The following is a 23,494-nucleotide window of genomic DNA, read 5'->3' as shown; positions in this document are numbered from 1 at the left end:
AGTAATAACCAAACTCAGAAATTTTAATTATTTAACAAATAATAGCAAAATTGTTATATTTTTATATATTTGACTTAAAAAAATTAGCTCAATGATCTTTTACAAACAAAACCTTAGCGACGAAACTTTATTAGATTTATACAAGAAAATCTTAAAACCCCGTCTGATCGAAGAAAAAATGCTTATTCTAATCCGTCAGGGGAAAGTGTCAAAATGGTTTTCAGGAATAGGACAGGAAGCCATAGCAGTAGGAGTGACTTCTGTTTTAGACGATTCTGAATATATCCTGCCAATGCACCGAAATCTTGGTGTATTTACCACAAGAAATATTCCGCTAAACAGACTTTTTTCGCAATGGCAGGGAAAAGCGAATGGTTTTACTAAAGGTCGCGACAGAAGTTTCCATTTCGGAACTCAGGAATATAATATTATAGGAATGATTTCGCATTTAGGTCCGCAGCTTGGAATTGCTGACGGGATTGCTTTGGCTAATAAACTTCAGGATAATAAAAAAATTACAGCTGTTTTTACCGGTGAAGGTGCTACAAGCGAAGGTGATTTTCATGAAGCGCTTAATATTGCTGCTGTTTGGAAACTGCCTGTAATGTTTATCATCGAAAATAATGGTTACGGACTTTCTACACCAACTAATGAACAATATTTATGCGAAAACCTGGCTGATAAAGGTATTGGTTACGGTATTGAAAGCTGGATTATTAACGGAAATAATATTGTTGAAATTTACAATAAACTGTCGAAGTTAAAAGAAGAAATGATTGCTGATCCGCATCCGGTTTTATTAGAATTTAAAACTTTTAGAATGCGTGGTCATGAAGAGGCGAGTGGTACAAAATATGTTCCGCAGGAATTAATGGATGAATGGGAAGCCAAAGATCCTGTAAATAATTATAAAAAATACCTAAATGAACTTGGTATTCTTACCGATGAACTTGACGAAAAATTACGAAGTGAAATAAAGCAGGAAATTGATGAAAACTGGGCAATGGCAAATGCCGAACCAGAGATAGAACCTACTTACAGCGGAGAATTAGATGATGTTTATAAACCATTTCAATATGATGAATATACGCATAATTCTGAAACAACCAATATTCGATTTATTGATGCCATTCGCAACAGTTTAGAGCAATCTATGTGGCGTCATAGAAACCTGGTTATTATGGGGCAGGATATTGCAGAATATGGCGGCGCTTTTAAAATTACTGATGGTTTTGTTGACGCTTTTGGAAAAGGCAGAATACGAAATACGCCAATCTGTGAAAGTGCTGTTGTTTCTACTGGAATGGGACTATCTATAAATGGATATAAAGCAATTGTAGAAATGCAGTTTGCTGATTTCGTTTCTACAGGTTTTAACCCAATCGTAAATTTATTAGCCAAATCGCATTACCGCTGGGGCGAAAAAGCTGATGTTGTCGTGCGTATGCCTTGTGGCGGCGGAACTCAGGCAGGACCGTTCCATTCGCAGACAAATGAAGCGTGGTTTACCAAAACTCCGGGTTTAAAAGTGGTTTATCCGGCATTTCCGTATGATGCAAAAGGTTTATTGAATACGTCAATCAACGACCCGAATCCGGTATTATTTTTTGAACATAAACAATTATACAGAAGTGTTTATCAGGAAGTTCCAACAGATTACTACACGATTCCATTTGGAAAAGCTTCTTTAATTAAAGAAGGAAATGCAGTTACGATTATCTCTTTTGGAGCTCCGGTTCACTGGGCTTTAGAAACATTAGCCAAACATCCGGAAATTGAAGCTGATTTAATCGATTTAAGAACTTTACAGCCTCTTGATACGGAAACTATTTTTGCTTCGGTTAAAAAGACAGGAAAAGCTATTATCTATCAGGAAGATACTTTATTTGGTGGAATTGCCAGCGATATTTCGGCTTTGATTATGGAAAACTGTTTTGAATATCTGGATGCTCCCGTAAAAAGGGTTGCAAGCTTAGATTCGCCAATTCCTTTCACAAAAGCTCTTGAAGATCAGTTTTTAGCGAAAGATCGTTTCGAGGAATCGTTACTTGAATTATTGAAATATTAATACAAAATAAATATATTTAAACACATAGAAACATAGTTTTTAGAAACCGTAAAAGGCGTTTCACTTTTTATAAACACACATAGCTATGTGCTAGAAACTAGTTTCTTTTAGTATTCTTATATATAGAAATATAATCTATGCTTCTATGTGTTTAAAACAATTAAATTATCACAACTAATCGTTTTCCATCCGGAACTTCTGCATTCCACATTTTTTCAATATCGACTAAATTTACTTTTTCGATATTTACTTTTAATTTATTTTGAGAAGCCAGAAGAAACATTTCTGGAAGTATTTCAGAAAATAACAATTTCACTTCGTCTTTTGTCCAGCTTCCTAAACCAGAACCTGATAATTGTAAATCAACGCTTCGCAGGATTTGAGCCGATAGCTGAATTGTATCTCCAGACATAGAGCCAACAGAAACATAACGTGTTTTAGGTGTAAAATTTCCGTTACCTTTTAAAACAGAAAGAATTAATTCTGCCGAATGACCCCATAAATAATCTATAACAATATCAATAGGCGTGTTTTGGTGAATTCCTTTTAATTGGGAAACAAACGATTCATCATTATGCTTTAAAGAAACTATTTCATCAGCACCCAATTCCAGAAGACTTTGAAGCGTTTTTTCATTTCTTCCGGTAACGATTATTTTTTTAGCACCGTAATGTTTCGCAACCTGAATAGCCATTTGCCCTGTAAATCCTGTTGCCCCATTTATTAAAACAGTTTCTCCGGATTGTATTTTGGCTCTAAAACGAAGTGCCATTGCTGATCCTGCCACTGCATTAGGCAATGCCGCCGCCACAGCGCTGTCAATATTAACGGGCAATTTTACCATTCTGTTTTTCTCAACTAACGCTTTCTCTGCAATTGTTCCCGAAATACCACGAGCATAGACTAAAGTTCCATCTTCAAGCAATCCAACTCCGTCACTGCCTACAATAAATCCGTTTTGATTTTCATTTTCAGAAGAATAATGATCTCCGCTTGCAATTCCTTTATCGAGATTGGTAATGGCAACGGCCTGAACCGAAATTAAAACTTCATTTTCATTAGTAGAAATTGGTTCTTGGAATTCTGCATATTTTGGTGATTCACCTTTTTTATAAACTACTGCTGCTTTCATAATTTTCATAAATATTAAATTTTATGAAGCAAAATTAGAACGCCGTTTACGGGCAGACGATAACATTTGTTATCAAATGCAGTTTGATTATTTTTCGTGCAATAATTTACTTTTAATTCGGCTTAAATGTACTGTACTCACACCAAGATACGAAGCAATATAATGCTGTGGAACTCTTTGAACGATTTGAGGTTTTTCTTCAATTAAATTAAGGTAACGCTGAGCAGGGGAGTCTTTTATGAAAGAAAAAAAGTGTTTCATATAATCAAATGTTCGCTGAAAAAGCATATTGATTAATCGGTCTCGAAGTTCCGGAATTTCCTTTATTTCTTCCAGAATTATATCGACATCTTTTTTATGAATCCACCATAAGATAGAAGGTTCGATTGTTTCTACCACAACCGGACTGGGAAATTTTTTAATAAAACTTTCGATAGAAGCAACGCTTTGATTTTCGAAGAAAAACTGTGAAGTCAAATCTTTTCCGTTATTATTAAACCAAACTCTGATACAGCCTTTTTCGATAATAAAAAGCTTTTTAGAAATTTCGCCTTCTTCTATCAAAACTGTTTTAGCCGGAACTTCAATACGGTTAAAATAACCTGTATATTCATTCCATTTTTCATCTGATAATGGAAATTTATTTCGGAATTGGTTAAACATACTATTCGTTTAAATCATTTATTATATTGAAAACATAAGATTTTAATTTCTCTATACTATCATGTCTTTCAAATACCATATCTAGCATTCCAATATAATTTTCATCAGTACAACTAACATATTTTATGGCTTGCTTATAAACTAATGTATCAACAAGCATTCTTAAATATGGTGGGAAATCCTTTTTTCTTTTTCCTTTTACAAAAAGCCTATTTCCTGACAAAGGGAATAAATAGTCATCTTCGAAAACTTTTGGACGAAATTTTTTTTCAAAAATTACAGGATTATCAGAAGATAAATAAGGGAAATTTTCATGAGTTTCAATTATTGAAAAAGGTGTGTTACAATTAATCCCTCGAATTGTATCCAATAGAGAATTATAGTATTTAAAACTCTTTAAAAACTCAGTACTATTTTTAAATTTCTCTTCTAAAATTGTATTATCAATACCAATATTTGGAATTGAGATTCCTAAACTTTTTAAATCATTTTCTGAAATTATAGATTTTAGTTCTTTTTCTCGATGAGGAAGACGCCAATACATTAAACTAACAAAATGATTAAGAATAGGCATATCATCTTCATTAACATCATAACGAGTATTATGATCAGATGCATTGATTTTTGCAATCAATTTTGAAATCTTATCATCAAAATATGCATAATATTCAGTTTCCAAAACATCAATGCTTTGATCTCCAAATTCTAAAGTATTAGCATTTTTCTCAAAAAAATATGATTCAGGAGAGAATTCTTTTCCATTTTGAATAAACCGTTTATCATTAACATTATAAATTTTTAATTTCCCAGATTCTTTAGTAAAACCTTTTAAATAAAAAACAGGTAGGTAATGGTGTCTCCATGATATATTATTCATCTATTTTATCTTTGAAAAAATATTTCACTTCGAATCCGATTCCACTTCAAACAACTGCACCTGACTTTTCAATCGCTCAATCAATAAATTCATCATTCGTTTATTTAAACTTGAAGAATTCTGAATATAGGTTTCGTACTCTTCAAGCGTAAAAAGCGCCATTACAATTCCTTTTAGGGAATTTCTGAATTTAATATCTTTTTGAATGGAATTTTCGATAGCCATTAATTTCTTCTCTACAGAATAAGAAAAAAAGTCGGGTTTATTTTTGTTTACGTAATTTATAAAAACAGCAATAAACAAATCGTTTTGAAGTTTTAATATAGGCCTAATCGTTTGATTTTGAAAGATCTCATCCGAAGAAGATTGAGCACTTACGGTTCCTAAAGTTTCGCCTCTGAATTCTCTTAAAAAAGTATCTCTATCTGCCATGTTTTTTCTTTAAATTTAGAAAAATCTTTTAATAATTTTTATACATTTATTAAAATTTAATTCACTAAAAATCAACATTATGAAAAACAAATCAATTATACTGACGGTTATTCTTTTGATTATTGCTTCCGGAAATTATTTTAGAAACAATTCTGCTGCGAATATTCGTAATGTCGATTTCCTTTCTATTTTTGCTATTGGCGTTTTATTTGGCGTTCTTTTGGTTCAAATATTCCAATTGATTAAAACGAGACAATAAAATACATTTTACAATACTTTTTAAATGAACTTAAAATCTATTCTTTTCTCTTTTTTAATTTTAACTGTAGTTGTTTCCTGTAATTCTAAAGAAGAAAAAGACAAATACAATCGCATTTTATATCGCGCCGTAAACAATAAAGACACTGCAATTTTAGACATCAACATAAACGATAAACGTTTCTATGGACGTTATGAAATATCGTATTATGGAGTTGGAAAAGATTCCGGTGATGTAAGAGGGGATATAAAGAAAGATACTTTGAGAGGCGATTTTCATTATATTTCTAATGGTGGAAGCTGGAAAAGAATCCCTTTAGCTTTGCTAAAAAAAGATGACAAACTGATTTTAGGAAACGGCGTAGTTGGAACCTACATGAGCCTGCCGTGTTTTATTCCGGGAACATTGAATTATAAAGATCCGAAGTTTGTTTTTGTAAAAGTGAAGAAATAGTTTTTATTTGCGTTACGCTTAATTTAAACCGTAAAGAGCGCAAAGGTTTACATAAAGAACACTAAGATATTTTATTTGTGAGGTTTTAATATAAAACGAAAAGTTCGCAAAGCTTTGTAAAAAAACTTTGCGAACCTTGCGTAAACCTTAGCGCTCTTTGCGGTTAAACACACTTCAACAACTTGAAACCTGAAACTAAAAAACTACCTATCCAATCTTCCGATCTGCGAAGGAAGTTCAAAAATTTCGAGATCAAAATATATTACCGAGGCCATAACATGATCAAAAATATCCGACATGATATATTCGTAATTAGCCCAGCGTTTATCACTTGAAAAAACATAAATTTCTAACGGAACTCCGTGTGCTGTAGACTGCAGCTGACGACACATAATATGCATATTTTTATTCAATCCCGGATGGTCTAACAAATACTGCATGATATATTTTCGGAACATTCCTAAATTGGTCATATTACGTCCGTTAAGCAGTAATGATTTATCAATTCCTCTAAGGCTGTTGTACTTTTCAATTTCGGCCTGACGCGTTTCTATATAAGAAGTAATAAGCTGAATTCCTTTCATATGATTCAAATCGTCATTGTTAAGAAAACGAATACTGCTGCTTTTTATTAAAACGTGTCTTTTAATACGTCTTCCGTCAGATTTCTGCATGCCGCGCCAGTTCTGAAAAGAATCAGAGCTTAGAGCATAAGTTGGAATTGTCGTAATGGTATTATCAAAATTTCGAACTTTAACTGTTGTTAGATTAATTTCAATTACATCACCATCGGCACCAAATTTATCCATCGTAATCCAGTCACCAATTCGAACCATATCGTTAATGGCAACCTGAACGCTCGAAACAAATCCCAGAATAGTATCTCTGAAAATCAGGATAATAATTGCCGAAAGAGTTCCTAAAATGGTTAACAATTCACCTTGCTTTATTCCGAATAAAGTCGAAATAATCATCGCAACCCCAAAAATCCAAAGCACAATCATAATAACCTGAACGAAACTGTCGATTGGTTTGTCGCTGTATTCCGGTTTTTGCTTTAGATAATCCCGTAAAGCATTAAAAATCGTTCGGATAATCCATAAACTAATCAGAACGATATATATACCCACGATTTTTCCAAAAAGTAATTCCCAGTATTCATATTTGTCCAGAATAATAGGAACTGCTTTATAAATAAAGAAAAACGGAATTAAATAGGCGGTGTATTTTGTGGTTTTGTTGTGAATTAAATAATCATCAAATTTTGTTTTAGTACGCTGGGCAAAAATCGCCGTAAGCGTTACCAAAACAAACTTGGCGATATAATAAATTCCATAAGCCAGAACCAGCATTATGGCAATATTAAAGATAAGACTGATGTATGACGCAAAATTGCGACTCATACCCCAATCTCTAAAAATAGGGTATAAAAAATTGAATATTTTATCCAAAAGTTTATGCATTTGCTTTATTTTCTAAATATTTTTTCTCTATGTAAAAGGTTCCAAACGGAATAAGAGAAGCGATTAGTATAATAGCAAAAGTTTTTAAATCCCAGTTTTGAGATTTTTTTAATAAAAAAGCTAAAATGATATAACCAATAAACAGAATTCCGTGAGTCATTCCTAATGGTTTTAATAAGGTATGGTAAAGTTCAGGATTGTTAGTTTTAATGATTAACATATTGGCAAATAAAACTAAATAAGAGATTCCTTCTAAAATAGCAGTAACTTTAAAAATCTTAAGCATGTAATATATTTTTTTGAGATTATTAGCAAAATTAAGTATTATGGTTGGTTTTTGAGTTATGTGTCCTTAAAGTAATTTACTTTTGTAATCTTAAACTTTGATAATGAGTAAACGCGATTTAAAAAAATATTTAGCCGAACTGAGTAAAGAACAACTCGAAGAACAGCTTATCGAACTCTACGAAAAATTCAGTCCGGTAAAGGTGTATTATGATTTTGTTTTTAACCCAAAAGAAGACAAACTTTTACAGGAATCGAAGGTTAAAATTTCGCATGAATATTTTCCGGTAAAAAAGCCGAATGCAAAATGGCGTCCGAGAGCAAAAATGCGTCGTTCTGTTGCTCAAAAAATCATCAAACATTTTATTTCTCTGGGTGTAGATTCATTTATTATTGCCGATTTGATGCTTTACAATATCGAAATTGCGCAAACGTATTCGTCAAATAATTTAATTAAACAGGAATTGTTTTACAAAAGTATATTTAATTCGTTTGAACAAGCTGTAAATTTTGTGATTTCTAACGGAATTTTGACTGAATTTAAAGCAAGAATTGAGGCAGTTTACCAGCAGACTTTGCAGCAAAAATGGAAAAACAGGTATGATTTTGAAGCAATTCTGGAGAAAATCGACTTATAAAAACACTTCCTATAAAAAATCTTAGTTTAAAAAAAACATTTATTTTAGGTTAAAATAAGATGAATAACTGTTTTTTAGATGTATTTTTGCAAAAATCCAAAAATAAACAATGTCTCAAAACACTTTAGAAATAGAAAGAGAAGAGAAAAAAGAACTTTATGCATACCAAAAAGGCGATATTGATGCCATTTTTGACCGCTTAGATAATGCTCCTTCGAAACATCATTTATTGTATCAATTACCAACCGGAGGTGGTAAAACAGTAATATTCTCAGAAATTGTTCGTCGTTATTTATCTAATAACGATAAAAAAGTGGTTGTTTTAACACACCGAATCGAGCTTTGCAAACAAACTTCAAAAATGCTGAAGGGCTTTGGCGTAAGCAATAAAATAATTAACAGTAAGGTAAAAGAACTGCCGGACCAAAATGATTATTCATGTTTCGTTGCCATGGTTGAAACGCTTAAAAACCGTATCAACGACGAAAAATTACACCTTGATAATATTGGTTTGGTTATTATCGACGAGGCGCACTATAATTCATTCAGAAAATTATTAAACTCATTTAAAAATGCTTTTATTCTTGGAGTAACGGCAACGCCTTTGAGTTCAAATATAAAATTACCAATGCACCAAAGTTACGACGAGCTTATCGTAGGAGACACTATTGGTTCATTGATCGACAAAGGATTCCTTGCCAGAGCAACAACATACAGCTACGATGTAGGTTTGACTTCATTAAAAGTAGGTATCAACGGAGATTATACTGTAAAATCTTCTGATGATTTGTATACCAATTCTTTAATGCAGGAAAAACTGCTTCATGCTTACACAGAACGTTCTTTGGGTAAAAAGACTTTGATTTTCAATAACGGTATTCATACTTCATTATACGTTTATGATACTTTTAGAGAAGCAGGTTACGACATCAGACACCTTGATAACACAAGCAGCTCTGAAGAACGTAAAGATATTTTACAATGGTTTAAGAAAACACCGGATGCGATTTTAACTTCGGTTGGAATCTTAACTACCGGTTTTGATGAGCCAACGGTTGAAACTATTATTTTAAACAGAGCAACAAAATCGTTAACACTTTATTTCCAGATGATTGGTCGTGGATCTCGTAAATTACCTGGGAAAGATGAGTTTACCGTTATTGATTTGGGTAATAATGCCGCTCGTTTTGGTTTATGGAGCGATCCTGTAAACTGGCAGCATATCTTTAAATCTCCAGAATTCTATTTGGAAAACCTGAGAGACGATACCGAAATCGAAATGTATTTCAAGTACAGCATGCCGCCTGAATTACGAGCAAAATTCAGTAAAACAGCTGATGTTACTTTTGATGTTGATGAAGAACACAAACAGGCAATTAAGCAAAATTTACGTTCTAAAATTGTTTTAGATAAGTCATTAGAACAACACGCTGCCATGTGTGTAGATAATACAGAATTACTGCCGGAAGCCAAAGCACTTTCAAAAGAGCTGGAAGACGACATCGAAGATCGTATAAAACGTTTTGCTAAATGTTTAAGCCAATGTAGTAAAAACTACCGCGAATGGCTTTTAGACGATTACAAACAAAGACTGACGTTATTAATAGGTAAAAAATACCGCGAAAAAATCATGAACGAACCGGATTGATTTTTTTAAGTTAAATGTTAACTGTTAAAAGTTAGAAGTTTCAGCATTCAGTCACTTCGGAGAGGAGAAATTACACTAGAATTATACAGATTTTGTAGAATATAGGATGTAATTTCTCCTTTGTCAAAATAATAAAATCATTTAAATCTGAGTAATCTGTGGCAAATCTAAAATCAGAACTCTAAAATCTAAAATAAAAATATGTCTAAACAATTCTCAACATTAGGACTTTCAGAACCAATTTTAAAAGCATTAAGCGAATTAAATATTGTTGAACCAACTGAAATTCAGCAAAAAACAATTCCGCTTTTATTATCTGAAAACCATGATGTTATAGGTTTAGCCAAAACCGGAACCGGAAAAACTGCCGCTTTCGGACTGCCTTTATTACAATTAATTGACACTAAATCAACTGCTGTTCAGGCTGTGATTTTAGTTCCAACGAGAGAATTAGGTCTTCAGATTTTTAGAAACTTAGAAGATTTTTCAAAATATATTCCAAACATTTCAATTGCTGCGACTTGTGGCGGAATTCCAATTAAACCTCAAATTGAACGTCTTACATCGCCAACACACATTGTAGTTGCTACGCCGGGACGTTTAATCGATTTGATTCAGAGAAAAGCAATTGATTTAAAACAAACCCAATATTTAGTTTTAGACGAGGCCGATGAAATGGTTTCGATTCTAAAAGAAAGTCTGGATGAAATTTTAGCCGAAATTCCTAAAAAACACCGCACTTTATTATTTTCAGCAACTTTACCGGGAACTATCAAACAATTGGTTCAAAACTATCTGAATAAAAATGTAGTTCAGGTAAGTGCCAATATGGAAATTGTTGGTAACGAAGGAATTGATCACCAATATATTGTAGTAGATCCTATCGAAAAATTAGATGTTTTAATGCATTTTTTAAATTCAAGAGAAGGAGAACGCGGTATTATTTTCTGTAAAACAAAAGCAGCCGTAAACAAATTAGCTAAAAATCTGGCTATAAATCGTTTTTCGTCGGGCGCCATTCACGGAAGTCTTACGCAGGGAATTCGTGACAGAATTATGGAGCAATTCCGCGAAGGACATATTAATATACTCGTAGCAACTGATTTAGCGGCGAGAGGAATCGACGTAAAAGAAATATCTTATGTTGTAAACTATCATTTGCCGGATGCTTATGAAACGTATGTTCACAGAAGCGGAAGAACCGCAAGGGCAGGGGCAAAAGGACTTTCTTTAACTGTTTTACAGGAAGAAGAAGTTTTTGAAATTGCCGATTTTGAAAGAGAATTAGGTCTTACTTTTTCTAAATTCGAAAAGCCATCTGTATTAAGTATCGAAGAAAACAATACGCTTTTATGGGCGAAACAAATCTTTAAAACAAAACCAAATCACGATATTTCGGCAGATTTAAAAACAAAAGTAAAAACGGTTTTTCATCATCTTACCAAAGAAGAACTGATTGAAAAATTACTTGCCAATTATGTACTGCAAAACAAAATCGATGTAGTTGAAAAACCTGTTAAAAAATTCAAAAAGTAAGCCGTAACTCCAATAAAAATGCCAATTTATGTTGTAAATTTATAAGGAATTTTAACCCTAAATGACAACATAAATCAGAATGGCAGATATTCAAATAGAGAAGATTTCACTTAACGAAATTGACCAATTACAAAAAATTGGCCGACAGACTTTTCAGGAAACTTTTTCAGAAGTTAATTCTGAAGAAAACATGAAAAAATATTTAGAGGAAAGTTTTTCTGCAGAAAAATTGACCTCAGAATTATCCAATCCCGACTCCGAATTTTATTTTGCAGTTCTTGATGATAAAGTAATTGGCTATTTAAAAATAAACTTCGGAGATTCTCAAACTGAATTAAAAGACCAAAAATCCCTTGAAATTGAACGAATTTACGTTTCAAAAGAATTTCATGGCAAAAAAGTCGGGCAATTACTGTATGAGAAAGCTATAGAAATAGCAAAAATCAAAAAATCACATTACGTATGGCTGGGCGTCTGGGAAGAAAACCACAGAGCTTTAAGTTTTTATAAAAAAAATGGTTTTGTTGAATTTGACAAACATATTTTTAGATTAGGTAATGATGAACAAACTGATATTATGATGAAACTTAAAATCATAAATTAATTTTAAGCAGCTTAAAGAAAACCTTAAATGACTTTTTATTTAGAATTATAAATGTTAAATTTATACAGAGAGTTTTTCTCATAATACTACTAAACCCACAACATATATGAACATAGTCATAATTGGAGGTGGTTTTGCCGGAATTAATCTTGCAAAAGAACTTGTAAACCACCCAGACATACAAGTAACCCTTGTAGACAAGAATAATTACAATTTTTTTCCACCGCTTATATATCAGGTTGCAACTGCTTTCTTAGAACCTTCAAGTATTAGTTATCCTTTTAGAAAATTCTTTGCAGGTAAAAAAAACCTTCAGTTTCGTTTAGGCGAATTAATATCTGTAGTTCCTGCTGAAAACAAGATTATATTAAGTAATGGCGAATTATCATACGATAAATTAGTTTTTGCTACAGGTGCCGAAACAAGTTATTTTGGCATGGAAAACGTAATGAAAAACGCTATTCCGATGAAAACTTTAAATGATGCCATCGAAATGCGAAATGCATTGCTTAAAAACCTGGAAAAAGCTGCCATTTGCAAAGATATCCGCAAACGTCGTAAATTGTTAACGATCGTTGTTGCCGGTGGAGGACCAACAGGCGTGGAAGTTTCAGGAATGTTTGCCGAAATGAGAAAAAGTATTCTTTTAAAGGAATATCCGGAATTAGAAACATCTGCCAGCAATGTTTATTTAGTTGATGGCGGTGATGCACTTTTAGCACCAATGAGCAAGGAATCTCAAAAAGATACTCTTGATGCGCTTACAAAATTAGGCGTTGTAGTAAAATTGCATACTCGTGTTGTTGATTATGTTGATGATACTGTGCATTTTGAAAACGGAGAAACCATTAAAACGAAAAACTTAATTTGGGCTGCCGGAGTTTCTGCAAAACTTTTTGACGGAATTCCTAAAGAAAGCTACGGCCGCGGCCGCCGTATGGCAACAGATCAATATAATAAAGTAAACGGTTTAGAAAATATCTACGCAATTGGAGATACGGCTATTTTAGCCGGAGATAAAAATTTCCCTGACGGACACCCGCAAGTGGCTCAGGTTGCTATTCAGCAGGGATTAAATTTAGCTCATAACTTTAAAGCAATGGTTAAGAACAAAACACTTAAACCATTTGTATACAAAGATAAAGGTTCAATGGCAATTATTGGAAAAGCTAAAGCAGTAGTAGATCTACCAAGTCCAAAATGGCATTTTAAAGGATTCTTTGCCTGGATCATCTGGTTGTTTATTCACTTAATTTCTTTAATTACATACAGAAACAGATTAAACACTTTCTGGAACTGGATGGTGGCTTATTTTGCAAGAGATCAATCTCTTAGAATGATTATCAGACCTGATAAAAAACAACAAATGGAATAAAAAGATTAAGTTTCAATTTTTAAATTCCAAATTCCAATAAAAAAGCCAGAATCGAGATTCTGGCTTTTTTATATTCTATAACAAAAGTTGGAATTTGGAATTTAAATTTTGGAATTTCTTAAAATTTAATGTCCAACTACAGTATCATCATTTTCAGAAACTTCGACTTTATTTTTGATAAAACGTCTTCCGATATTTAAAACTATAAAAGCAATAATTGTTGTTACGGTCATAATTAAAACCATAGGCGCTACAGAATCTTTAACGAAAACCCCAACAGCAAACGAAGCCAACGCTCCCAAACCTAATTGAATTGCACCCATCAATGCAGATGCGCTTCCGGCATTTTTTGCAAAAGGCGCCATCGTTAATCCAGCCGTATTTGGATTTGAAATTCCCAAACAGCCTAAAAACAAAAACAACATTACAATTGTTTGATATAATCCTAATAAGTTGTTTACTGAAAGTACCAGAAAAACAATACTAATTACAGACTGCATAATCAAAGCCGTAAAAATCATTTGTTCGCTTGAAAATTTCTTTAGCAAAAGAGAATTTAGCTGACTTGAGCCAATAAAACTAACCGACATAAAGGCAAAAATCCATCCGTATGTTTTAGCGTCTACATGATAAATATTCATAAAAATAATAGGAGAGGCTGCTACATAAGTAAATAATCCAGAAAAAGCTATTGCACCCGTAAATGCATACGTATAAAACTGAGGCTCTTTCAGCACATTTAAAAAGTTGGTAATTATAGGTTTAGGTTTAAGCGAAATCGAACTATCCGGTTTATAACTATTAGGAAGACCAACTTGTGAAGCTATCAAAATAGCAGTTCCCATAAATAATAATATAACAAACACAGTATGCCAGCCATAATCTTCGGTTACATAACCGCCAATTGTAGGCGCCAGCATTGGTGAAAGCCCTAAAACAAGCATTAAAAGAGAAAATACTTTTGGGATATCTTTTACAGGAAATAAATCACGAACCATTGCTACAGAAGCAACCGTTGCGGCACAGCTTCCGATAGCCTGAACAAAACGTAAGAAAATAAAAGAATCAATATCTTTTACAAAAACACATCCTAAAGAAGCCAGAATATAGACCATCAATCCTAAAAATAAAGGTTTTTTGCGTCCAAAACGGTCTAATAATGGTCCATAAAGCAACTGTCCGGCAGAAATACCAATAAAATAACTGGATAAACTCATAGAAACTTTCGCAACAGATGTATTCAAATCTGCTGCAATATCAGAGAAACCAGGTAAATACATATCGATTGAAAAAGGGCCAAGTGCGGTTAAAGAACCTAAAATAAGGATAAGCTGAATGTATTTTTTTGTTGTCATTTTCTTAAAAAAGGGCATATAATTTCCTGCAAAGGTAAAGATTTCATATCTTGTAGTAGATATTTAATGCATTTATTATGTAAAATAGATCTTATTAACCTAAAAATTAGAAAATATGAAGAAATACATTTTATTATCAGCCCTTATTTTTACATCCATTTCATTTGCACAGACAGTTTCTTCAAAAAAAGAAGATGTCAGCGTTGAACAGTATCAATTGTTACAAAAAGTGAATCAGTATTATCCCGATATCACTTTAAATAAATCGATTACCAATTTTTATATTGATGGAAAAATTATTGATTCTCAACAGGAATTTGATTTATCAGGAACTAAATTTTCAAGCTATAAATTAGGTCTTGAACCAGACAACAAAAAATTGCTCTTTGAATATGTTTCTGATGAAACCGGAAAAGTTTACGGCGATATTACCGTTTTTAAAGGAAATGTTCTGCGTACAACTTTCTCTGATAAAACAAATCAGATTGAAGTTTCACTTAACGGAAAATCCGTTTATTTGAAAAAAATAAAATAAATTTTCAAATATGAGAAAAATGAAGCATCACAGATTTAGTTGTGATGCTTTTTTCGTTTATATTTGAGTAAAAATATATGCTTCTAAAAAATATGAAAAAATTCCTTTTATTATTGATTCTTATCAATTTTCAATCTTATTCACAAACCAATACATTTAGCGGCACATGGGGTTCAAAAAAATGCAAAGACTGTAAAAAGGAATATTTTTTTAAAATTACAATGGCTCAGTCAAATTATATGATTTCCGGAACTGCAGAAGTTATAAGCGATCATGCAGAATTAAATTCTGGAGTCCTGGATGTTACCGGATATGTTTATCCATTAGGCGACAGAGCTCAAATAAAACTTACAGACAAAGACGGATCGGGTTCAAGTGCAGTATTAATTATTGAAGACGGCGTTTTACAATTTACAAAACGTGGCGGAAATGATTTAGTACCAAAAGAGCTAATACTGAACAAATTATACGAATAACGCCCTTTTCTGGTGTATTCAATTTGAACTATAATTTATAGTATGATTTGCAGTATGTCCAAGAAGATGTTAACAACTTTATCAACATCAATTTTTAGCACTATTTTGTAGAAATCTAAAGGTATAAAAAAAATATGGACATAAAAAAACCCCGTTTTATTGGGGTTTATTTATTGATTTCTATCTATGCCTTTGCTTTGAAAAGTAAGGGTCGTTTGTTCCATTTGGCAAAGGTGTAGTAAGATTGTATAAGAAATTCAAATCATCACTATAGATTTCTAATATATCCAAACTTATTTTTTTACCTCTAGAAGAATTTGGAGCATCGACAGACATTTGAGAATTTGGAGGAACATTATTAAAAGTTACATCCTCAGTCTTGAAACATGTTCCATTATCGATAATATAACAAACAGTAACATAAACCACGTCTAACTTATATGGAGTATCATTAGTGCAAGTAATTTTTAAATTTTCAACACCACCAACTTCGTAATAAGTATAGTCATTAGTCTTAACACCAATATATTCTGTCCAAGAATTCCTTAACTGTCTGTTTTTAATAGTTAAATCATGAAGATATTTCTGTTTTGCATCATTTTGAAAAACAGAATCGATTCCTTTCTCAATTTTTAACTGTTCCTCGAAATCACGATGAGAATCAATAAATGACAATGAAACGAGAACTATAAGAACCGCCACTAATCCAATTAAAATTTTTAATAAAGTATTTTTTTTCATGTGGTTATATTTGTGAGTTTATAATTACTAAAGATTTTCAAATATAATGCCAATAATTTTAATTTCACTTTGTCAATTGCTATAAAAGAATAAATAATTATACCTTTAGTTTTTCTAATTCATTCTAATATTAATATTTATAAAAAAAGAAAATGAAAGGCATTATTGTAAATCAGATTGACCCTAAAGATTCAGGAAAAGCATTTCTAACTGCTGTAAAAAAAGCAAATCCAAATTATACCGTAAAGATTATTAATACTTACATGGTATTAATACCTCACATAACATGCTTAAAAGAACTAGATAATGGAACTTATTTAAGGTTGGCTTGTGGACTTGAATTGTATGTAATTGATAAATACATTGATATTATAGAAAAAATTAGCTTACTAGACAGATAAGCCTTTGTAAATTAATACAAAGGCCTATCTATTATATACTCATTAAAGTATTGTCTTGAAATATACTTACCAGTTTTACGGTTGTAAATATTAATATAATGATAATCAAATTTGATACTCTTACACCAGTTATGTAAGTAAAATATTGATTTACAAAACTCAATTTTAATAGGTCTTATAGATTTATCTTTATTAAAGATTGTACAGCTGTAAGGTGTTGGAGTAGTATTAGCCATAAACATTGCTGATTTGAATCTCTACATCTTGAAGTAGATTCTTAATTTTGAAACCACCGTTTACACAAACAAATGTTGAAATATCGAATTCAGCTTTTTTGATTAAGCTTGTGCCTTGTTCTACGTAATTAACAATAATCCAAAATTCATTTGTTCGAATATCTGTAAAAATGTAAATTCTCAAACCATAAGGATAGGAAGTTTTGTTTGTTGTCATTTTTACATAAAAATCACCAAATTGAATGATACTACCATTATTTTGAACTGGAAAACTATTAACTAAATTATATCCATTTTGAAGATAATTAACAGTTTGCCCTTGATAATAAATCGTATCTAAATGAGTATGATTTAAATAAGTATCATAACTATTTACATAAAATTTATTATCCGCCTGAATAGTACCAATATTAAGCATCGAATAAACCCTAGTATCAAATTGATAACCTGAACCCTGAGAAAATCTGCCATCTAATCTAAATTGAGGTAATTTATATTCTTTAAGATACCTTAACGGTTTTGTTTGAAAATCACTAAAATTTGAAATCTCTACACTAGCAGAATCGCCACCAAAAGGAATATTAAAATAAATTTCTGTAAAAGCGGTAGCAAAATAATTTTGAGGAATTACATTTAAATCTATATTACCTAAATCATTAATAACAGACAGCATAGGTAAACTATCATAATTGTTAAACTCCACACCAGTAACACGCTTATTACCAATAAAGACAGATAATATAAAAAATGGTGTTTGAATACCATTTATATAAAAACCTTCTGATGAATTAATCTCTTTTACCTTAACTGCGTAAGAATCATCTATATATTGAATAAAATTCATACTTGATTAATTAAATAACGGAACTTTTTTCAAGTCCGAAGTTGATAAATATTTTTTCAAATCAGCTTTTAAATCACGTCTTGTAATAACATAATAACAGCCAATTACTAAAGGAACAGTTGTAACTTGCTTTACTTTTAATAACTCATTAATTGTCTCTTTTTCATTTTCGAAATTCGACATTGGTTCAGTTATCCAAGTATACCAAGGAGCGTCTTTTGTTTGCTTATTTGTTCCCAACCAAACAGCTAAAGATTCTGCTATGTTATGAACTTCCTTACGAAGTGTAATTTTGTTCAATTCAATTTCTTTCGTCATTGGGTTAGAAACAGCAATTTTTAAATCTTTTTCCGCATCTTCCAAAGCTTTTTCTTCAGCATCTTGTGTGAATTTAGCATACCATTTTCTCAATAATGGATAACACACAATGATACCAACACATAAAAGCCAATATTTCTGCAGAAAATCAAAGAGCCAAACAGTATTGGCTTGGCTCTTTGTTCTATTAACTATCTCTCTTTGAGCCATAATTATTTTTTCTTAAATAATTTATAAGCTAAGAATCCTGCTAAAGCAACTAATACAACATTTGCAATAGTTTTATTGTTTGCGTAAAAAAGTTTGATTTTATCTAACATCTTGTTTAAATTTTGAATTAATAATTTTTATCGTTTTGGGCGTTTGTTTAGACTGTAACGCTGTAAACAGTATAAAAAAAAAGCAGTACGGGAATAATCAAATAATTAAATTTGAATTTCTTTTTAGCCGTTACCGTAACGTTATTAAGATTAAAAGTTCCGATAACATCAATCGCATCTTGTATGTCCGAATCCAAAACAAGAGAAGCATCTGTTCCAACCTCATGTTTGATTATTGCTCTAGCAATAGTTATTAAAAATACAGCATCGACATTTGTAATCTTTTCGTCAGGATGCAACCCAAGCGCCTTAGACACACCACTTATATAAGCTTTTGTATCATTTTCGAAAGGAGGTGCATAACGAGTAATTATCTTAGTAACAGTATCATTGCCTTTATCTATATTATTAATAACAACACGTAACATTGCACGAATACCATATTTGATTTCTGTAAACTGCTCAAAGGCTTTATCGGCATCCGTATTTTCTACGTAAGGTATTTTTCCAAGCCAATTATTAGACGCAACAAAACGTAAATTGCCCGGATTATTATTGCGGATACCCCTTGATTTATCCTTACGACCTAAAAAACTACTCATTTTCTTCTACAGTTTGAGGTTTAGCAGGTAATTGCGGTTCATCCTTTCCAAAATCAAGCTTACTTAATTCATCAGATACAACCTGAATACCTTTTAAAATTGCAGTTACAACCGCACCATATTTCACGATAATACCAATTATCGAAACAATTCCTTTCAAATTTTTCATAACTTATTTTGTTTTAATTGTTTTCTTTTTTCTAAATGTTCTTTGAGTAAATCAACTCCCTCATGAAGTATAAGAGGGAGGAACTTTAATATAAACCTAAACATTAGTTCGAACGGATAAACGTACCAGCGTAACCACCGTTTTTTGCACGTGGATTAATTACAAACGCCATACTGTCAATTACAACTTTACCGCCGTTTTTCTGCATTGTTCCCCAATGAAAAGACTGAACACCAGTTTTTGTGTTTGTAAAAGTGCATGCTACAGAACCGAACCAACCTTTATCTGAAAGATTTGATTTTGTTGTGGTTACGCACTTAATTGCAATTAATTCGCCTTTTGATAATCTCCAACCAGTTGTTAAGTGTTGTTCTACACCTTGATTAGGCCCCGAAACAGGAGTATAAGTGGTATACTTTGCTCCCGAATGCTTTACGCTTTGTTGTTTATTATTGTTGTAATTCTGATTATTAGAATTCTTTCTATTTTGTGCCATTACTTTATAATGTGTTTAATTAATAATATAATTTCAGTCAGTTTTTTTACTATGATTACTGCCGAATCTATCAGAAATACAATAAGATAGATTCGATAGTAATTTTTCGGCTTGCTATCTTTTTCGAGCAACTCTTCTGCCTGAATTATTGCGGTCACGTCTTAAAAACCAAATCAATGCAATAAGACCAGCGACAGCACCAATAACAATTTTCCAATTTCTTTCAAACCAAACTTTAATAGTTGAACTTACGACAGTAGCACCAATTTGCCCCGAAGCTTGTACAACACCATCTGACAAACCATCATTAACACCCTTTACCACTGATTTTGCAAACATATTTGAACCAGCATTTACTATTGCACCAGTACCATCTGCTAACTGTTGTTCTAATTGTTTTGCTTTAGCACTCCAAGCATCAGCTTCCGCTTGTTTACCTTCGGCTTCCGCACGTTTTTGCTGTTTTCTAGCCTCTACTGAATCAGTAACTTTTTCTATTGCCTGCTGAGCAATCCCACCAAAGCCAGGTACAAAACCAACGGCAGTAGTAGCAACCTTTACCAAGTTTTTAAAAGAGACGTTTTTCTTAATGGATTGACCAATTTTTTTAAAGAATCCCATATTTTACACAGTTTTTAAACATCTTACGACGAAATTAATAATTGAGCCTTGCGACTTATTGATTTCAATACCAACAACAGCCACTAAAGGCAAGGTTAATCTATCAGTTAAACCCTGAACAACTTTTCCGTCTGAAAGTACAGCTTGGATTGGGTCAATGTCACGGCTTAAAGTCTGCAATTCGAATGGCAGATATTTTACAACCTGACCATTTGAGTACTGGTAAGACAAATCACTTACTGAATCGTCAACAGTCATGACTGCCAAATCAAATCCCTGAACATCGATTTTTTTGTTGAACTCCTCAGAAGCAACAGATTTTTGTTCGAAGAAAAATAAATTGTTGGTTTGTTGCGGTTCTTCAATACCGTGTAAATCGTATCGTTTATCTGCAATCAAATCTTCAAGAGTAATTTTAATACTCTCTTTATCTGCAAGATAAATTGAACCTTCGTCTGCCAATTCACATAATGCAATCATAGCATTATCAGCATCCGATTGAGTGTTTTCAGTTCCGTAGGTACTTGCTAAAATGAAATCTTTAAGCAACACTTTGTTTGCTAAAATGACATTCGAGCCGTTTCCACGTTCAATGTAAATACTGATTTTTTCAGTAGTTAAAGCTGATAAAGCCACATCACTTGAAAGAATCAAAGCACCGATTGCTTTTGTTACTTGTAGTTCTGGCGATTTTGTAACGCCTGTAATAGTTGCAATTTTCATTTGTTATAAATTTTATTTGTTTAAATTTCTTTCACAAAGGTTATTGCAACTATTATTTGGCGCTTTCTAATTCTTTCTATTCCTTTCTAATTTTTTCTATTTTTTACCATTTTAAGAAAGAATTTTGTACTCAATTAAATCAGAAATCATTAAGTATTTCCTTTTTAGTGCAAGACTATCTAATATGATTTGATACTCTTTTCTTGCCGTCGGATAACTGACTTCAAGAATATGCATTAATTGAGTTTTGGTAACTTTTTGGCTTGTATTCTGTGTTTTCATGGCTTATAAAAATAAAAGTTGATGTTCGTGGAATAATTCAAAGTCAAAATCATTTACTAATTTTTCCTTTGTTCTAAACTCATGCATATAGAAATGCAATTTGTTTTTGAACCAATTTATAAGTGGTTTTTCGGTAATCATGTCTAAATCTTCAAGTAAAAGATTTAGAGCAACGATATAAGATATATCCTGATTGTTTGCGTAATATTCTCTAAATAGAGATTTTGCAAGACGTTTTTTAATGGTTGTAGAAGAAAGAACAACCTTTTTCAAGCGTTTGATTATAGGATTGAATTTGGTAATTTGGGATTGTAAAAAATCAAAATCAAACAAAACTATTTGCTTTTCTTTATTGATTTGACTTTTACCAGTATTCTCACGAAGTTCAAAAAAACCTTTATTTGCAATTTTTAACAACTCATAAAGATTTGCTTTATCAAAAATACCCCAAGTCATTGCCTGACTGATATTTAAATTTCCTTTCGAATGTTCGTTAAGACCTCTGAAAAACGCTGAATTTAACTGATATTCAAAACGCCAAACATTGTCATTTTTCAAACCATTATTTGCGTAATATTCGTTTATGTATGGCTTTTCAGTTAATTGCAAAGACAGAGTTTTATTATAGCATCGTATTATTTTGTCTGATGTTCTTTTTCCTATTTGGAAACCGTTAAGTATTGATTTTCCTTTGTACGTTTCAAAATAGCTTTGTAAATTTTTTGGACGACCTGAAATAAGGTAGTTACCTGCAACCACATTACTATATAAATTACGGTAAGAATTGTTGATATCAGACTTGTCAAGGCAAATATCCAGTCTATTAACAGACTTAAATAAGTAGTTCGTTTCATCGCAAAAAGCATTTATGACACCTTTTAAAGCGTCGTTAGATAATGTATAAAATAGATTGTTTTCAAATTGAAGCTGTGCAAATTGTTCGCTCATAATTGCAGAACGTGGTTTTGCTGTATAAATACCGATTTTTAAATCTTCATAATATAGGTCTGCTCTTAGCTCAAAAATCTTAGTTCCATATTCGTAAGGTTTTAAACGAAACTTTGAATGTTCAGGAAATTCTCCAAACGGTTGACCCTCTAAATTGATAATTAAGTAGTCAATATTTATAAGAGTAGGTTTTAAATTATTGTTTTTGAATTTGGTTTGGGCTTGATGCCTTTCTCTATATGAAATCATTGTTTTTAGTAGGTTTTGAGTGAGTTAGTTGCCGTTATACCCTACGGCAACAATTAAAAAATCGAAAGGGGAGTAGCAAAAAATTAATTTTCCGAATCCTGCCAAAGTGAATAATGATTTTTTGGTAAATCATGTATTGTAAATTCTTTCTTTGATATCGCCTCAGTTATTTTCTTTTCGACTTCAAAAAATTTCTGCTGATAATTTGAAATCTGAGAATTAAAAAAAACATTAATCTGCTGACCAACATTTTTAATTTCTCTCATTGTAAAATCATGCTGATACTTTAAACCAAGTAAATCGACAGTCTCTACAGGATTTTTTGAATACTCATTTAAATCATGATTTAATCCCGACAATTCCAAAAGCAAATTTTCTCGTTTTTGGATTAAAAGTAAAATTGTAGACATATATTAAGGTATTAGAAGATTATGTTTAAGGAGTTTTGAAATAAGCGTTTTCTGAGAATTGCAGTAAAAAATAAATTCGTGAACGCAAAAAGATTGAGTTACTATAAAGCAATCCGTACAAACTTTAATTGTAATTCCTATATTTGAACCACGGATTCTTAGAAATAATGTTTTGAACTTTAAATGTGAGGTTTTGCAAAATGGACGCATTTTTTTCAAAAATGTTTTTGCATTAAAGTTTGTGTGACGCATCTTGTTTAGTTCTACAAGTAATAGCGTGTAATTCTCTAAAGAGGAACGTTTTAAAGCCATTTGTAATAGTTAATAAGTTATAT

The 23,494-nt window shown here is 31.8% G+C and carries 28 protein-coding genes; 11 read left to right on the top strand and 17 right to left on the bottom strand.

Translation table 11 applies throughout. The annotated features are described in order from the left end of the window. Positions 1-91: 91 nt before the first annotated feature. On the top strand, positions 92-2,068 hold the full coding sequence (locus ABDW27_RS00565; protein ID WP_343694125.1) for a dehydrogenase E1 component subunit alpha/beta: 1,977 nt from the start codon (positions 92-94) through the stop codon (positions 2,066-2,068). Between the two features lie 160 nt (positions 2,069-2,228). Here the strand turns inward: ABDW27_RS00565 and ABDW27_RS00560 are convergent, their stop codons facing one another. From ABDW27_RS00560 to ABDW27_RS00545, 4 genes are all read right to left on the bottom strand, one after another. Beyond that, on the bottom strand, positions 2,229-3,200 hold the full coding sequence (locus tag ABDW27_RS00560) for a zinc-binding alcohol dehydrogenase family protein (RefSeq protein WP_343695261.1): 972 nt from the start codon (positions 3,198-3,200) through the stop codon (positions 2,229-2,231). A gap of 87 nt (positions 3,201-3,287) precedes the next feature. Next, positions 3,288-3,863 (bottom strand): Crp/Fnr family transcriptional regulator, encoded by a 576-nt coding sequence (locus ABDW27_RS00555; RefSeq protein WP_343694124.1) that lies wholly within the window; start codon positions 3,861-3,863, stop codon positions 3,288-3,290. A gap of 1 nt (position 3,864) precedes the next feature. Next, positions 3,865-4,740: a DUF4238 domain-containing protein gene (locus ABDW27_RS00550; RefSeq protein ID WP_343694123.1), complete on the bottom strand. Its 876-nt coding sequence runs from the start codon at positions 4,738-4,740 to the stop codon at positions 3,865-3,867. A 24-nt stretch (positions 4,741-4,764) separates the two neighbouring features. Then, positions 4,765-5,172 (bottom strand): glyoxalase, encoded by a 408-nt coding sequence (locus ABDW27_RS00545; RefSeq protein WP_343694122.1) that lies wholly within the window; start codon positions 5,170-5,172, stop codon positions 4,765-4,767. Positions 5,173-5,251: 79 nt separating this feature from the next. On the opposite strand from ABDW27_RS00545, the gene ABDW27_RS00540 reads away from it, so the two are divergent. Both ABDW27_RS00540 and ABDW27_RS00535 read left to right on the top strand, forming a co-directional pair. Then, the gene (locus tag ABDW27_RS00540) at positions 5,252-5,431 is read left to right on the top strand and encodes a hypothetical protein (RefSeq protein ID WP_343694121.1); all 180 of its coding nucleotides are present in this window, start codon (positions 5,252-5,254) and stop codon (positions 5,429-5,431) included. Between the two features lie 24 nt (positions 5,432-5,455). Next, the gene (locus ABDW27_RS00535; RefSeq protein ID WP_343694120.1) at positions 5,456-5,884 is read left to right on the top strand and encodes a hypothetical protein; all 429 of its coding nucleotides are present in this window, start codon (positions 5,456-5,458) and stop codon (positions 5,882-5,884) included. Positions 5,885-6,087: 203 nt separating this feature from the next. Here the strand turns inward: ABDW27_RS00535 and ABDW27_RS00530 are convergent, their stop codons facing one another. Both ABDW27_RS00530 and ABDW27_RS00525 read right to left on the bottom strand, forming a co-directional pair. After that, positions 6,088-7,347: a mechanosensitive ion channel domain-containing protein gene (locus tag ABDW27_RS00530; RefSeq protein ID WP_343694119.1), complete on the bottom strand. Its 1,260-nt coding sequence runs from the start codon at positions 7,345-7,347 to the stop codon at positions 6,088-6,090. Then, positions 7,340-7,633, bottom strand: coding sequence for a DUF3817 domain-containing protein (locus tag ABDW27_RS00525; protein ID WP_343694118.1), 294 nt, complete (start codon positions 7,631-7,633; stop codon positions 7,340-7,342). The genes ABDW27_RS00530 and ABDW27_RS00525 overlap by 8 nt, the downstream gene beginning before the upstream one ends. 103 nt (positions 7,634-7,736) lie before the next feature. Between ABDW27_RS00525 and ABDW27_RS00520 the strand changes: the two genes are divergently transcribed. The 5 genes from ABDW27_RS00520 to ABDW27_RS00500 all read left to right on the top strand — a co-directional run bounded on the left by ABDW27_RS00520 (position 7,737) and on the right by ABDW27_RS00500 (position 13,433). After that, positions 7,737-8,270 (top strand): DUF6155 family protein, encoded by a 534-nt coding sequence (locus tag ABDW27_RS00520; protein WP_343694117.1) that lies wholly within the window; start codon positions 7,737-7,739, stop codon positions 8,268-8,270. A 109-nt stretch (positions 8,271-8,379) separates the two neighbouring features. Continuing rightward, positions 8,380-9,918: a DEAD/DEAH box helicase gene (locus ABDW27_RS00515; RefSeq protein WP_343694116.1), complete on the top strand. Its 1,539-nt coding sequence runs from the start codon at positions 8,380-8,382 to the stop codon at positions 9,916-9,918. Between the two features lie 201 nt (positions 9,919-10,119). Then, on the top strand, positions 10,120-11,454 hold the full coding sequence (locus tag ABDW27_RS00510; protein WP_343694115.1) for a DEAD/DEAH box helicase: 1,335 nt from the start codon (positions 10,120-10,122) through the stop codon (positions 11,452-11,454). Positions 11,455-11,533: 79 nt separating this feature from the next. Beyond that, positions 11,534-12,058 (top strand): GNAT family N-acetyltransferase, encoded by a 525-nt coding sequence (locus tag ABDW27_RS00505; RefSeq protein WP_343694114.1) that lies wholly within the window; start codon positions 11,534-11,536, stop codon positions 12,056-12,058. A gap of 106 nt (positions 12,059-12,164) precedes the next feature. Then, the gene (locus tag ABDW27_RS00500) at positions 12,165-13,433 is read left to right on the top strand and encodes an NAD(P)/FAD-dependent oxidoreductase (protein ID WP_343694113.1); all 1,269 of its coding nucleotides are present in this window, start codon (positions 12,165-12,167) and stop codon (positions 13,431-13,433) included. Between the two features lie 125 nt (positions 13,434-13,558). Here ABDW27_RS00500 and ABDW27_RS00495 read toward each other — a convergent pair whose 3' ends face one another. Then, positions 13,559-14,788, bottom strand: coding sequence for a multidrug effflux MFS transporter (locus ABDW27_RS00495; protein ID WP_343694112.1), 1,230 nt, complete (start codon positions 14,786-14,788; stop codon positions 13,559-13,561). A gap of 115 nt (positions 14,789-14,903) precedes the next feature. Between ABDW27_RS00495 and ABDW27_RS00490 the strand changes: the two genes are divergently transcribed. Together ABDW27_RS00490 and ABDW27_RS00485 are read left to right on the top strand one after the other, a co-directional pair. Continuing rightward, positions 14,904-15,323, top strand: coding sequence for a hypothetical protein (locus tag ABDW27_RS00490; RefSeq protein ID WP_343694111.1), 420 nt, complete (start codon positions 14,904-14,906; stop codon positions 15,321-15,323). Between the two features lie 92 nt (positions 15,324-15,415). Beyond that, positions 15,416-15,799 carry a hypothetical protein gene (locus tag ABDW27_RS00485; RefSeq protein WP_343694110.1) on the top strand — a complete coding sequence of 128 codons (384 nt, stop codon included), beginning with the start codon at positions 15,416-15,418 and terminating at the stop codon, positions 15,797-15,799. 180 nt (positions 15,800-15,979) lie between these two features. Here the strand turns inward: ABDW27_RS00485 and ABDW27_RS00480 are convergent, their stop codons facing one another. After that, a complete protein-coding gene (locus ABDW27_RS00480) occupies positions 15,980-16,540 on the bottom strand; it encodes a hypothetical protein (RefSeq protein ID WP_343694109.1) in 561 nt (186 codons plus the stop codon). 152 nt (positions 16,541-16,692) lie between these two features. Between ABDW27_RS00480 and ABDW27_RS00475 the strand changes: the two genes are divergently transcribed. Continuing rightward, on the top strand, positions 16,693-16,941 hold the full coding sequence (locus tag ABDW27_RS00475) for a hypothetical protein (RefSeq protein WP_343694108.1): 249 nt from the start codon (positions 16,693-16,695) through the stop codon (positions 16,939-16,941). A 228-nt stretch (positions 16,942-17,169) separates the two neighbouring features. Here ABDW27_RS00475 and ABDW27_RS00470 read toward each other — a convergent pair whose 3' ends face one another. The 9 genes from ABDW27_RS00470 to ABDW27_RS00430 form a co-directional block, all read right to left on the bottom strand. Then, a complete protein-coding gene (locus ABDW27_RS00470) occupies positions 17,170-18,021 on the bottom strand; it encodes a hypothetical protein (RefSeq protein WP_343694107.1) in 852 nt (283 codons plus the stop codon). Between the two features lie 6 nt (positions 18,022-18,027). After that, positions 18,028-18,549 (bottom strand): hypothetical protein, encoded by a 522-nt coding sequence (locus tag ABDW27_RS00465; RefSeq protein ID WP_343694106.1) that lies wholly within the window; start codon positions 18,547-18,549, stop codon positions 18,028-18,030. A 157-nt stretch (positions 18,550-18,706) separates the two neighbouring features. Then, complete coding sequence (locus ABDW27_RS00460) at positions 18,707-19,261, bottom strand: hypothetical protein (protein WP_343694105.1); 555 nt, start codon at positions 19,259-19,261, stop codon at positions 18,707-18,709. Further along, complete coding sequence (locus ABDW27_RS00455) at positions 19,254-19,430, bottom strand: hypothetical protein (RefSeq protein WP_343694104.1); 177 nt, start codon at positions 19,428-19,430, stop codon at positions 19,254-19,256. Before ABDW27_RS00455 ends, ABDW27_RS00460 begins: the two co-directional genes overlap by 8 nt. A gap of 103 nt (positions 19,431-19,533) precedes the next feature. Then, positions 19,534-19,926, bottom strand: coding sequence for a hypothetical protein (locus tag ABDW27_RS00450; protein ID WP_343694103.1), 393 nt, complete (start codon positions 19,924-19,926; stop codon positions 19,534-19,536). Between the two features lie 114 nt (positions 19,927-20,040). Further along, on the bottom strand, positions 20,041-20,547 hold the full coding sequence (locus ABDW27_RS00445) for a hypothetical protein (protein ID WP_343694102.1): 507 nt from the start codon (positions 20,545-20,547) through the stop codon (positions 20,041-20,043). A gap of 3 nt (positions 20,548-20,550) precedes the next feature. Then, a complete protein-coding gene (locus ABDW27_RS00440; RefSeq protein ID WP_343694101.1) occupies positions 20,551-21,270 on the bottom strand; it encodes a hypothetical protein in 720 nt (239 codons plus the stop codon). A gap of 285 nt (positions 21,271-21,555) precedes the next feature. Beyond that, the gene (locus ABDW27_RS00435; protein WP_343694100.1) at positions 21,556-22,749 is read right to left on the bottom strand and encodes a hypothetical protein; all 1,194 of its coding nucleotides are present in this window, start codon (positions 22,747-22,749) and stop codon (positions 21,556-21,558) included. 83 nt (positions 22,750-22,832) lie between these two features. Continuing rightward, positions 22,833-23,159, bottom strand: coding sequence for a hypothetical protein (locus ABDW27_RS00430; RefSeq protein WP_166924145.1), 327 nt, complete (start codon positions 23,157-23,159; stop codon positions 22,833-22,835). Positions 23,160-23,494: the final 335 nt, after the last annotated feature.

The organism is Flavobacterium sp., from assembly GCF_039595935.1.
Classification (GTDB): domain Bacteria; phylum Bacteroidota; class Bacteroidia; order Flavobacteriales; family Flavobacteriaceae; genus Flavobacterium.
The sequence above is the reverse complement of the archived record's forward strand: the minus strand, read 5'-3'. Positions and strand labels throughout refer to the sequence as shown.

Excerpts from the sequence above, each read along its gene's own strand:
- ABDW27_RS00440 (WP_343694101.1), bottom strand. The coding sequence starts at position 21,270 with ATGAAAATTGCAACTATTACAGGCGTTACAAAATCGCCAGAACTACAA.
- ABDW27_RS00530 (WP_343694119.1), bottom strand. The coding sequence starts at position 7,347 with ATGCATAAACTTTTGGATAAAATATTCAATTTTTTATACCCTATTTTT.
- ABDW27_RS00540 (WP_343694121.1), top strand. The coding sequence starts at position 5,252 with ATGAAAAACAAATCAATTATACTGACGGTTATTCTTTTGATTATTGCT.
- ABDW27_RS00470 (WP_343694107.1), bottom strand. The coding sequence starts at position 18,021 with ATGAATTTTATTCAATATATAGATGATTCTTACGCAGTTAAGGTAAAA.
- ABDW27_RS00450 (WP_343694103.1), bottom strand. The coding sequence starts at position 19,926 with ATGGCACAAAATAGAAAGAATTCTAATAATCAGAATTACAACAATAAT.
- ABDW27_RS00475 (WP_343694108.1), top strand. The coding sequence starts at position 16,693 with ATGAAAGGCATTATTGTAAATCAGATTGACCCTAAAGATTCAGGAAAA.
- ABDW27_RS00465 (WP_343694106.1), bottom strand. The coding sequence starts at position 18,549 with ATGGCTCAAAGAGAGATAGTTAATAGAACAAAGAGCCAAGCCAATACT.
- ABDW27_RS00455 (WP_343694104.1), bottom strand. The coding sequence starts at position 19,430 with ATGAAAAATTTGAAAGGAATTGTTTCGATAATTGGTATTATCGTGAAA.
- ABDW27_RS00495 (WP_343694112.1), bottom strand. The coding sequence starts at position 14,788 with ATGACAACAAAAAAATACATTCAGCTTATCCTTATTTTAGGTTCTTTA.
- ABDW27_RS00520 (WP_343694117.1), top strand. The coding sequence starts at position 7,737 with ATGAGTAAACGCGATTTAAAAAAATATTTAGCCGAACTGAGTAAAGAA.
- ABDW27_RS00525 (WP_343694118.1), bottom strand. The coding sequence starts at position 7,633 with ATGCTTAAGATTTTTAAAGTTACTGCTATTTTAGAAGGAATCTCTTAT.
- ABDW27_RS00505 (WP_343694114.1), top strand. The coding sequence starts at position 11,534 with ATGGCAGATATTCAAATAGAGAAGATTTCACTTAACGAAATTGACCAA.
- ABDW27_RS00485 (WP_343694110.1), top strand. The coding sequence starts at position 15,416 with ATGAAAAAATTCCTTTTATTATTGATTCTTATCAATTTTCAATCTTAT.
- ABDW27_RS00535 (WP_343694120.1), top strand. The coding sequence starts at position 5,456 with ATGAACTTAAAATCTATTCTTTTCTCTTTTTTAATTTTAACTGTAGTT.
- ABDW27_RS00545 (WP_343694122.1), bottom strand. The coding sequence starts at position 5,172 with ATGGCAGATAGAGATACTTTTTTAAGAGAATTCAGAGGCGAAACTTTA.
- ABDW27_RS00480 (WP_343694109.1), bottom strand. The coding sequence starts at position 16,540 with ATGAAAAAAAATACTTTATTAAAAATTTTAATTGGATTAGTGGCGGTT.
- ABDW27_RS00490 (WP_343694111.1), top strand. The coding sequence starts at position 14,904 with ATGAAGAAATACATTTTATTATCAGCCCTTATTTTTACATCCATTTCA.
- ABDW27_RS00510 (WP_343694115.1), top strand. The coding sequence starts at position 10,120 with ATGTCTAAACAATTCTCAACATTAGGACTTTCAGAACCAATTTTAAAA.
- ABDW27_RS00445 (WP_343694102.1), bottom strand. The coding sequence starts at position 20,547 with ATGGGATTCTTTAAAAAAATTGGTCAATCCATTAAGAAAAACGTCTCT.
- ABDW27_RS00515 (WP_343694116.1), top strand. The coding sequence starts at position 8,380 with ATGTCTCAAAACACTTTAGAAATAGAAAGAGAAGAGAAAAAAGAACTT.
- ABDW27_RS00435 (WP_343694100.1), bottom strand. The coding sequence starts at position 22,749 with ATGATTTCATATAGAGAAAGGCATCAAGCCCAAACCAAATTCAAAAAC.
- ABDW27_RS00430 (WP_166924145.1), bottom strand. The coding sequence starts at position 23,159 with ATGTCTACAATTTTACTTTTAATCCAAAAACGAGAAAATTTGCTTTTG.
- ABDW27_RS00555 (WP_343694124.1), bottom strand. The coding sequence starts at position 3,863 with ATGTTTAACCAATTCCGAAATAAATTTCCATTATCAGATGAAAAATGG.
- ABDW27_RS00565 (WP_343694125.1), top strand. The coding sequence starts at position 92 with ATGATCTTTTACAAACAAAACCTTAGCGACGAAACTTTATTAGATTTA.
- ABDW27_RS00550 (WP_343694123.1), bottom strand. The coding sequence starts at position 4,740 with ATGAATAATATATCATGGAGACACCATTACCTACCTGTTTTTTATTTA.
- ABDW27_RS00500 (WP_343694113.1), top strand. The coding sequence starts at position 12,165 with ATGAACATAGTCATAATTGGAGGTGGTTTTGCCGGAATTAATCTTGCA.
- ABDW27_RS00460 (WP_343694105.1), bottom strand. The coding sequence starts at position 19,261 with ATGAGTAGTTTTTTAGGTCGTAAGGATAAATCAAGGGGTATCCGCAAT.
- ABDW27_RS00560 (WP_343695261.1), bottom strand. The coding sequence starts at position 3,200 with ATGAAAGCAGCAGTAGTTTATAAAAAAGGTGAATCACCAAAATATGCA.